The 2,219-nt window shown below is 55.3% G+C and carries 2 protein-coding genes; both read right to left on the bottom strand.

The features are described 5' to 3' along the window. A partial coding sequence (gene fusA / locus AC1DVH_RS29860) for an elongation factor G (protein ID WP_477756823.1) occupies window positions 1–1,967 on the bottom strand: 1,967 nt, incomplete at its 3' end. A 30-nt stretch (window positions 1,968–1,997) separates the two neighbouring features. Further along, window positions 1,998–2,219: uS7 family ribosomal protein (locus AC1DVH_RS29855; protein WP_477756822.1), on the bottom strand; the 222-nt coding region annotated here is incomplete at its 5' end.

The following is a 2,219-nucleotide window of genomic DNA, read 5'->3' as shown; positions in this document are numbered from 1 at the left end:
ACTTCAGCACGGATCACCTTGCCGGAGACCGTGTCTTCCATACCCAGAATCATGCCGCGACGACGGTTAAGGTCGCCCATCACGTCACCCATATAGTCTTCAGGCGTAACAACCTCTACCGCCATGATCGGCTCGAGCAACTCACCACCGCCCTTCTGGGCCAGTTGCTTGGTCGCCATGGAAGCAGCCACCTTAAACGCCATCTCGTTCGAGTCGACGTCGTGGTAAGAACCATCAAACACGGTAGCCTTCAGGCCGATCAGCGGATAGCCGGCAACTACGCCGTTCTTCATCTGCTCTTCGATACCCTTCTGGATAGCCGGGATGTATTCCTTAGGAACCACACCACCCACTACTTCGTTCACGAATTGCAGACCTTCCTGACCTTCGTCAGCAGGAGCAAAACGGATCCAGCAATGGCCGAACTGGCCACGACCGCCGGACTGACGAACGAACTTGCCTTCGATTTCGCAATTCTTCGTGATGCGCTCACGATACGAAACCTGAGGCTTGCCGATGTTGGCTTCGACGTTGAACTCACGGCGCATCCGGTCAACCAGGATGTCCAGGTGCAACTCGCCCATGCCAGAGATGATCGTTTGACCAGTCTCTTCATCAGTCTTGACGCGGAAAGACGGGTCTTCCTGAGCAAGTTTGCCCAGAGCGATACCCATTTTTTCCTGGTCATCCTTGGTCTTAGGCTCAACGGCAACCGAAATAACCGGCTCCGGGAAGTCCATGCGAACCAGGATGATTGGCTTGTCAGCGTTGCACAAGGTTTCACCAGTGGTGACGTCCTTCATGCCGATCAGGGCCGCGATGTCACCAGCGCGTACTTCCTTGATCTCTTCGCGGGCGTTTGCGTGCATCTGCACCATACGGCCCACGCGCTCTTTCTTGCCTTTGACCGAGTTGATCACGCCGTCGCCGGAGGCCAACACGCCCGAGTAAACACGGACGAAAGTCAAGGTACCCACGAATGGGTCGGTAGCGATCTTGAACGCCAGAGCCGAGAACGGCTCGTTGTCGTCTGCATGACGCTCCATCTGCTTTTCCTCGTCATCCGGGTCAGTACCCTTGATGGCAGGAATGTCGGTTGGAGCCGGCAGGTAGTCGATAACGGCGTCGAGAACCAGGGGAACACCCTTGTTCTTGAAGGAAGAACCGCAAACAGCCAGAACGATCTCACCAGCGATAGTACGCTGACGCAGAGCACCCTTGATTTCCTCGATGGTGAGTTCTTCACCTTCAAGGTACTTGTTCATCAGCTCTTCGCTGGCTTCGGCCGCAGCCTCAACCATGTTGTTGCGCCACTCTTCAGCCAGTTCCTGCAATTCAGCAGGGATAGCTTCACGACGAGGAGTCATACCCTTGTCGGCATCGTTCCAGTAAACCGCTTCCATGGTCATCAGATCGATCTGACCCTGGAAGTTGTCTTCGGAACCGATAGCCAGCTGGATAGGCACCGGAGTGTGACCCAGACGCTGCTTGATCTGAGCGATCACACGCAGGAAGTTCGCACCGGCACGGTCCATCTTGTTCACGTAAACGATACGTGGAACACCGTACTTGTTGGCTTGACGCCAYACGGTTTCSGACTGCGGCTCAACGCCGGAAGTACCGCAGAACACAACGACCGCGCCGTCGAGTACGCGCAGGGAACGTTCAACTTCAATAGTGAAGTCTACGTGGCCCGGGGTATCGATGACGTTGAAACGGTACTGGTCCTTGTGCTGCTTCGCAGAACCCTGCCAGAAGGCGGTAATGGCAGCAGAAGTAATGGTAATACCACGCTCCTGCTCCTGCACCATCCAGTCTGTGGTCGCGGCGCCGTCATGCACCTCGCCCATTTTGTGACTTTTGCCAGTGTAAAAAAGGACGCGCTCAGTGGTGGTGGTTTTACCAGCATCCACGTGTGCAACGATACCAATGTTACGGTAGCGATTAATCKGTGTTGTACGAGCCATAAAGCCCTCGCAAAATGAGTGACGCTAAAATTAGAAGCGGTAGTGCGAGAAAGCCTTGTTGGCTTCAGCCATACGGTGAACGTCTTCACGCTTCTTAACTGCAGCACCTTTACCTTCGGCAGCGTCCAACAGTTCGCCAGCCAAACGCAGAGCCATAGACTTCTCGCCGCGCTTGCGGGCGTAGTCTACCAACCAGCGCATTGCCAGAGCGTTACGACGGGAAGGACGAACCTCGACCGGAACCTGGTAAGT

Source organism: Pseudomonas sp. P4_C3 (assembly GCF_056402075.1).
This window is presented reverse-complemented; position numbering and strand designations above follow the sequence as displayed.